Below are 8089 nucleotides of genomic sequence, written 5' to 3'. Positions count from 1 at the left end.
GGATACAATGAGCAGTATGTTCCTCAGATCAACTTCAACACTGTTGATGAAGTTATGAAGATCTGCTACCAGAACGGCCTTAAGATGAGAGCTCATACTCTTGTATGGCACTCACAGACACCTAGCTGGTTCTTCAGAAACGGCTATTCAGGAAACGGCGGCTTTGTAAATTCTTCCACAATGGACAAGCGTCTTGAGATGTATGTTAAGACCGTTATGAACCACGTATACAACAACCAGTACGGTTCTGTTGTTTATGCATGGGATGTATGTAACGAGATCCTTCACGCTCAGAACTCCGGTTGGGAAGCAGTTTACGGCAGCAACAAGACCAACGCTACATATGTAAAGAAGGCATTTAACTACGCTTATGAGACACTTGAGTACTTCAAGCTCACTAACTCAGTTAGCCTCTTCTACAACGATTACAACACATACATGGAAGTAAACGATGTAATCAAGCTTGTTAACTACGTCAACCAGGGTAAGAAGGTTTGCTCAGGTGTTGGTATGCAGTCACACCTTGGAACCAACTATCCTTCAACTGATTACTATCTCCAGGCTCTTAACTCATTCCTCAGAGCAGGCTTTGAGGTTCAGATCACAGAGCTTGATATCACCAACAAGGGTGACAGCGATATGGCTAACTACTCTTACAACCTCTTCAAGGGCATCAACCAGGCCAAGAAGAACGGCGGCAAGATCACAGGTATCACATGGTGGGGACTTTCAGATCAGACAACATGGATCAGCAACTCTGCTCCTCTTCTTTTCTCAAGGCCCGGTCAGCCCAAGCAGGCTTACAGCAAAGTTCTTCAGGCTTACACAGAGACCTTTGGTCAGCCTACAACAGGCGGCGGTTCAAACACACCTGTAGTTGATCCTCAGCCTACACCCGAGCCCGATCCTGAGCCCGAACCCGAGCCTACACCTGTAGTTGAGACAGCAACCATCTCCGACGGTTGGTACTATGTAAAGAATCCTCTTTCACAGAAGTACCTCACAGTTGATGCAGACAATGCAGACGGCTGGAAGAGCGTTGTTATCAAGACAGGCAGCGGCGTACGTGCACAGAAGTGGTATGTAACAAACGTTGGTGATGGCTACATCACACTTAAGAACGGTCTTGGCGATGTTAACCTTGACCTTGCAAACGGCGAGACAGACAACGGAACAGACGTAGGTATCTACCAGGCTTACGGCGGAACAGCTCAGCAGTTCGTTGTTCTCACAACAGCAAATGCAGGCTACTACAACATCGGAACCAAGGCTACATCAGGTGCTAAGGTACTCGACATCTATGAGAAGAAGACAGCAGACGGCACTAACGTAGTACAGTGGGCAGCTAACGGCGGCAACAACCAGCTCTGGCAGTTCGAGAAGGCAGAAGCTCCTTCATCATCTTCAGAGACTGTTGTTACTCCCGATCCTGAGCCTACACCCGATCCCGAGCCTACTCCGGAGCCCGATCCCGAGCCTGTTGTAGTTGAAGGCGGACTTGAGCTTCAGTACTCAGTTAACAGCTGGGGCGGCGGCTACCAGGTAACCTGGAAGATCGTCAACAACTCCGGCAACGCTGTTAACGGATGGACACTCAAAGTTAACAAGAACCAGGTTAACATCGGTTCTTCCTGGAATGTAAATGTTAAGACCAGCGGCAATTACTATGTAATTACTCCTGTTTCATGGAACTCCTACATTCCTGCAGGCGGATCAGTTGAGTTCGGTTCACTTGGCAGCGGCCAGGCCAACAGCTCAATCGATTACACCCTTGAGTAATACAACCCCGTAACTTAATGACGCCGGGAAGTACATTTCGTACTTCCCGGCGTTTTTTGTATTGGCTACTACTTGTTATTACGTATAATTACAGGTTTTTTACTGAGAAGACGTAGTCCATTTTTTTCATTACGTCTGAATTGACCGTTTCTTGTATTTGACGTAGTCCTAGAAAATTCAATTAAGTCTATTCTGTATAAAACGCGAAAATGGCGTAATTCGCAATATACCTCCCACCAATACAAGATTAGAATTACGTCTCTGGCTAAAAAAGTGTTGTCCAGACGTAATGTAAAACCACAATTCCAATTGACGCTACGTCTCCTCCGATAAAAAGTCATTATAGACGTAAGCCCAAAAATGGACTACGTCTTATTTCAAGAATCCATTATGTAGACGTAAATTGCCCTCTTATTATCGATATCATATATGCGTAATATCGCGTAATGCCAATACATTATCAACATGTGAGAGTATTCCACTATTTGACCCACAATACATACATGAAATCCAAACAAAATATTTGGCACAAAACTTTTTCATTCATTTCATAGCTACCAAACCTCCTCGCAAAATGGTAGCATACACCCATAAAAAGGGCAGCGCATCAATCATCATGATGTACTGCCCTTCATTTATATCATTGTGATCTAGTAGCATCGATTCAGCAAAAGCCGCTACATACAACCTCACAGCGTCAATCCCATTTGCTTCATCAGATTTCGAGCTTATAGAGTTTGATTCCGGAATCTTCCCTGTAATCATCATAGGGCATTTTCCAGCCCCTCTTGCAGGTTACAACAAACAGATTACCTGACTCATCGAAGTAGTAATTTTCGATGGATTCTTTGAACTTAGCGTGGTACTGGAGCTTAAGGTTGTCATTAAGGATGCAGATCATCTTGTCCATGATAACGGCAACCATTGCTTTACCGGCTTTATTTCTGCATAGGTGGCAGGCATAGAGCTTTTGCTTAAGCTTAGCGGGGAGCTCACTGATCTCGCTAATTTTCTTCTTGCCTGGGTCTATAGAATAGCCGCCGGCAAAGATAAGATTCTTCTCCCGTATGTAGACACATCCGCCCCAGATCGATTCGAAATCAAAGGAGCTCTTGATGGGGAACTGTTCAGTGCGCTTAAGAACATAGTCATGTCCGAAGTAATCTACCCTTAAATAGCTCTGAGCTTCCTTAATGTCAGTGACCATCATGATCCTTACGATTTCCTCTGAGTCGGCATAGAAATGATCAAGCTTTCTGCAGTCGTAGCCCATATCATGCAGCTGGTCAGGAGTTGGTTCGAATTCCCGCTCTTTTCTGAGGGGCTTGTAATAATCCCCTTCTCTGACAAGATATTTGGCTTCACACTGGGAGTAAGTTACGAGTCCCTCGGGTCCCTCTACCTTCAGATCATCGCATTGGAGCTGTATCTGATATTTGGGAAAAACGCGCTTATCCACGGGCACAAGTATCCGATTCCTGTAGCTATCGCAGGCATCGCCTTGGGCTATATAGCCGATAGAATCGATATCATCATAGACAGACAGGGTCTCCGGGTAAAAAGGTGTCTGCCGGTGATAAACAAATCCCTTGATATTCTTCATGGTAGACAGCGATTCCAGATCCAGTCTTATGTCGTGACTCTTCTCAAATCTAGGCTCCTGCTCCTGAATCAGCTGATAGCAGTGCAAATGCCCTCTGTCCAGTGTCCCGTCATCCTCATGCCTCATCATGGAGAAAATGCCGTTTTCATAGTCATAGAAGCCACCCAGCACACCGGACACCTCTTGAAGGAGCTGCGCTTCTTTCTTGTCACCCAGTGCCCCTTTCTTGGCCTTTGGAGCAGTGGTATATTGCTTGATCACGGCATTCCCGGTTAACTCAGTGACTTTCAGAACCCCCTCATCAAACATCCTTTTATCGAGGAAAAGAGGTATCTCACTTAGTGCGCAAAGTAATTCGATAACCTTGCGTGCATCAGCCTCTGTCGTAATGATCTTCTTAAAGGCCTTAGCTGCCTTATCATCCAGCCCAAGGCCATTTATTATGTTCGGAAGGCCGCTCTTTTTGCAAAAGCCGTTATCCAGCAGATACTCGCCCTTCTTGGCTCCTGCCTCAAATACTGTCAGCTCAAATGCGGAGTCATCAAGATAGCACAGGGAAATTGCGGTTCCCTCTACTGCTGCAGATACTGCCTTTGCTGCTTTTTTGATTGCCATAGGTTCGGGAATGTCATCCTCCTGGACTATGGTGTCCCATTCCTTGGATGCCTTAACGATTGTCAGGTTCTTCCCGGGTTTATATTCTATTCCTTTCGGATTAAATACGTTGATGTTACAAAATGTCGTTCCCAATGTTGTCTCCTGGTCTAAAAAATTTTGTCTTCTGCCTCGGATAACGTTTGAGCATCCTTCTTCCTTGCCCCGTAAGGCGCTCACGGAGTTTCTTCTCATTCAGTCCTTTGCCGATGAATACACATTGGCAGTTGTCGTCTGGGGAGGCGGCTATGGCATAGAGCTTGTCTGCCAGGTCAAACCTCAGCACCTCCGAGCCCACCCAGAGCGTTCCCTTGGCGCGGCTTACGAGGCCGAATTCGCCGTGTAAACAGTCCTCAAGGAGCTGGATAAGTTCGCCGTAGTTGTGGAAGCCTGCGGTACCGATGCTGACCTGGGATAAGGCCTCTGTGTCTTTTCCTGAGTCGGTGCTCTCCCCTGTATTTGAACCGTTGCCTTTAACTGCGCCATCTCCTACGTCTGTCCTAGCTCCTGCACCTACACCGGCTCCTGCACTCGTACTAGCTCCTACACCTATACTAGCGCCTGCATCTACACCGGCTCCTGCACCTGTACTGACACATCCAGCCGTACCTTGTCCCGCAGCGCCACCACCGGCTTCAAGGATATCTCTCCACCAATCCTCATCCATCTTGCTGTAATGCCTGTCTGTCACCTTGGCCTTCGGATTGATCTTAAGTATCTCCTCTGTAACCGCCTTCAGCTCCTCATCGTCTGTATTCTCGCACTTAGAAAAAACAACCTTCCCCGCATTCGCAATCTGATCTGCGTACAGCTCAGGCCACTCCTTCATGTTACTTCTAAAATTCGAAGGCGACAGCACAACTACCGGCTCCAGAAGGTAATTCACCCTGCCAAGGATGGGTTTTAGATTCTCAATGATACTACTGAGCCGCCCCACACCTGTGGGTTCTATGATCAGATATTCCGGACTTAGAGAAGAAAAGATTGCCAGCACCGAATTCACGAAGCTGTCCTTCATCGTACAGCATACGCACCCTTCCATGAACTCCAGGACCTTCAGTTCTTCTTTTTTGCCCGAATCCTCAGCCGCCTTCTGAAGCTCAAGAGAGTCCAGATTGTTGGCACCATATTCATTTTCCAATATGACGGGACGCTTGTCCGTCCTCTTAATAAGTTCCTTGATAAAGGTGGTCTTCCCCGCCCCAAGGAACCCCGAAATCAACAAAATCTGCATATTGTCACCCGGTAACCAGCGGAATCCTGTACAGCTTCACCTTATCCCTGGGTCTTAGATCATAGCTGCATCCCAGAGCCAGAATATGGTCTGAAGTAATAACAAGGATATTGTCTTCATCATCGATCATTTTGGCAATTATGCTGCCCTTAACACTTTTGGACAGCAGAAGCTTGTAATCCATATCATAAACAAAGAAAGCCCTTGATGACTGGACAATCAGAACCTCCTTGCCATCACGAAGTTTCCTGCGGGTGACATACTGCATGTCAGGCGAAAGAGTGTCACTTACCGTGAAGGTTTTATTCTTCAGATCTATGATGTACTCACCGAGGATGATCTGCTGCTTTTCCTCAATATAGAGGTAGTCCGCACTGATGCTGTAAAATGCGAAATCAGGATCAATAGGAATAAAGTATGTCTTCTGATATTCCCGGTCTTCAGTGAAAAAATCCACCACTATATACTGCTTTTTATTGCGATAATCACAATATGCGCCGATGTGGATCATCAGACCGTTTTCTATCATTACTTCATTCCTGCACATATCAAAGAAGCTGGAGCGGGGATCCACACCCTCTAATAGCTTCTCGTTACCGGGGTTAAAAGGAAGCTTATATGGATATATCCATTTTTTAGCAAGGGCTTCATACTTAGTGAGAATAAATTTGTCAGCCGGTATCTCGCTCATTGCTATGACAGCCTTGATATCCTCTTCCTTGCCAAATTCATGGACAACACATTCTCTGTTATCTAACAAGTCGATCCAGTCCCCCAGATTTGCAAGGGCTCTTGGTTCATACCTCGGGGCCTATTCTTTGTAGGGAAGCTTGTAGTCATGTATCTGCTGGAGCGAAGGCTCTTTTTCCGCATTAATCTGATAGCAGTGAATATGGCCGTAATCGATTTCTCCCTCTGAGGGCTCAACCACTCTCACAACACCCTTCTGCTCGTCCCCGTATTCGATCATCTGATCCACCGCAATTCCGGGAATCTCGCACAGAAGCTCTGCGGTGTTATCAAACTTAGGTTTCTTGGCGATTTTGGCTTTTTCTTTCTCGATTTCTTTTAGAACCGCCTCTTTGTCCGGGATTATCTTGTCCGGCATATGCTCATACATATATTTTTCTACGTAAAAAGGGAGCCCTGCCAGCGCTGAAAAACTGCTTATGGCATACCCTGCGCCTAACCCTTTTTTCAAAAGATATCTGAAGGCCTTGGCGTCGGTGGCATCAAGATCCAGCATACTCACCATAGCTGAGGCGTTCTTAACCTCCAGCTTGTCATAGCCGGTGTGGTAAAAAGCTTTCTTCTTGCCGCTACTGTATATTTCAAGGTCAAAAATATCGTCATCAAAATACGTCGTCGCTACTATATTTGTATCCAGCGATCCGGACAAAGATGCTGCCAGCTTGCATATCCTGTCAAAATCGTGGTCATCGTCGTTTTCAAGAATCGTATCCCAGTCCTCTGTAATATTGACTTTCAGATACTCTTTGCCCGGATCGTAATCCTTTTTCTCCGGGTTATATACGTTCAGATTGCAAAGTGTTGTCCCCATGTATTTCTCCTCGAGCCTTATATTTTTCGCCCTATTTTATTCCGGCTTTCTTAATACTACGACACGCTCTCTTTTTCCCCTGTCCGCCTTGTATGATATGTTGTAACCTGCGGTCAGCTCCTCTATTTCCGCCCAGTCATAGGGATGAAACAGCATATCACTGCGGCTCTCACAAGTATACTCCATCGTACCGTCTTCTAAAAGCCTGTGCTCTTCATTAAAATCATCTTCCTCGGGAATATCAAACGAGACCATCACAAGGCCTCCGGGTCTTGTGATTCGAAATAACTCTGCCAGCGCTCTTTTGGCATCTGCTGCCGTCAGATGATCCAGCACCGCATGGGCCACAACTCCGTCAAAAGAGGCGTCCTCATACCCCGTATCCAATATGCTCGCCGCCTTGATCTGAGCATCTGCGTACCCGTACTTCTGAAGCGCCGCAGTCGTGATTCTCACCGCAGTCTCGGATATATCAAAGCCCGACACCCTGAATCCATTTGACGCAAAAGCAAGACAGTACGCACCAAACCCGCATGCTGCGTCGCAGACGGAGGCTATACCGTTTTGTTTAAAAAAATCGATTTCAGGGGTGGATAGGCGATTGTAGCCTTCGAGGTATTTGAATAGGTCGGAGGCATTCTCTTCCTGCCAGCACCGGTTCCAGTATGATTCATAGTCGTGTTGCATAGGTTGTTGCTCCTTGATGCTTATCTGATTCTCTCTGATACAACGAAAATCCGCTTATGATCATGATTGCTGTAATTTTGCAATATTCCTGACTTCAATAGCAAGGACAATACTGAATATTACCTCCGTCAATACAAACATTCCCGCCAGAACCATTGCAGAAAAGAGGTGTCCCACTATCAGTGCCATACACCGTCACCATTTTTTCCGGAACAGCGCTGAATACCCACATGACGATCAGAATATACAGAAACTGATTCAAAGTAAATGAACTGCCCTCACCGACTCTGCGTCGGAAAGGGTTTCTGTTACGCCGCTTCGCGGCATGAACCTGCATGCTGCTCTACGCAGCATGCAGAACAGGGCATGTCCACTATGCCCCTATCCCATTGGGTTACCTTTGGGAATACTTTTCTTAAGATATTTGCAGCCCCGTTTATGTCTGCATTTGTTACAGTACCATCGTAATGCCTGTATAGGCCTCTCTTTATCCTCTTTCCGGAAAAAGAGTATGGTTTGTCATCTCCTTTACAATATACAGGCAATTCATCCATTGCAAGAAAATCAGCCT

Annotated in this window: 7 protein-coding genes and 1 pseudogene; 1 reads left to right on the top strand and 7 read right to left on the bottom strand. The window is 46.2% G+C overall.

Features of this window, described 5'->3' with window-relative positions:
• Positions 1-1779, top strand: a 1779-nt coding sequence (locus tag G588_RS22270) for an endo-1,4-beta-xylanase (protein ID WP_022780090.1), incomplete at its 5' end; no start/stop codon positions are given.
• A 715-nt stretch (positions 1780-2494) separates the two neighbouring features.
• On the opposite strand, the gene G588_RS0118050 is transcribed toward G588_RS22270, so the two are convergent.
• The 7 genes and pseudogenes from G588_RS0118050 to G588_RS22865 all read right to left on the bottom strand — a co-directional run.
• Positions 2495-4132 carry a hypothetical protein gene (locus tag G588_RS0118050; protein ID WP_022780088.1) on the bottom strand — a complete coding sequence of 546 codons (1638 nt, stop codon included), beginning with the start codon at positions 4130-4132 and terminating at the stop codon, positions 2495-2497.
• Positions 4113-5270, bottom strand: coding sequence for a GTP-binding protein (locus G588_RS21900; RefSeq protein WP_022780087.1), 1158 nt, complete (start codon positions 5268-5270; stop codon positions 4113-4115). The genes G588_RS0118050 and G588_RS21900 overlap by 20 nt, the downstream gene beginning before the upstream one ends.
• A 4-nt stretch (positions 5271-5274) precedes the next feature.
• The gene (locus G588_RS0118040) at positions 5275-6030 is read right to left on the bottom strand and encodes a hypothetical protein (protein ID WP_022780086.1); all 756 of its coding nucleotides are present in this window, start codon (positions 6028-6030) and stop codon (positions 5275-5277) included.
• A gap of 51 nt (positions 6031-6081) precedes the next feature.
• Positions 6082-6831, bottom strand: coding sequence for a hypothetical protein (locus G588_RS0118035; protein ID WP_022780085.1), 750 nt, complete (start codon positions 6829-6831; stop codon positions 6082-6084).
• Between the two features lie 36 nt (positions 6832-6867).
• Positions 6868-7518: a class I SAM-dependent methyltransferase gene (locus G588_RS0118030; protein ID WP_022780084.1), complete on the bottom strand. Its 651-nt coding sequence runs from the start codon at positions 7516-7518 to the stop codon at positions 6868-6870.
• Positions 7519-7578: 60 nt separating this feature from the next.
• Positions 7579-7707 (bottom strand): hypothetical protein, encoded by a 129-nt coding sequence (locus tag G588_RS23310; protein ID WP_022780083.1) that lies wholly within the window; start codon positions 7705-7707, stop codon positions 7579-7581.
• Positions 7708-7826: 119 nt separating this feature from the next.
• A pseudogene (locus G588_RS22865) lies at positions 7827-8089 on the bottom strand (RNA-guided endonuclease InsQ/TnpB family protein); the annotation flags it as partial.

The organism is Butyrivibrio sp. AE3009 (assembly GCF_000420845.1).
In the GTDB taxonomy this organism is placed as follows: Bacteria; Bacillota; Clostridia; order Lachnospirales; family Lachnospiraceae; genus Butyrivibrio.
This window is presented reverse-complemented; position numbering and strand designations above follow the sequence as displayed.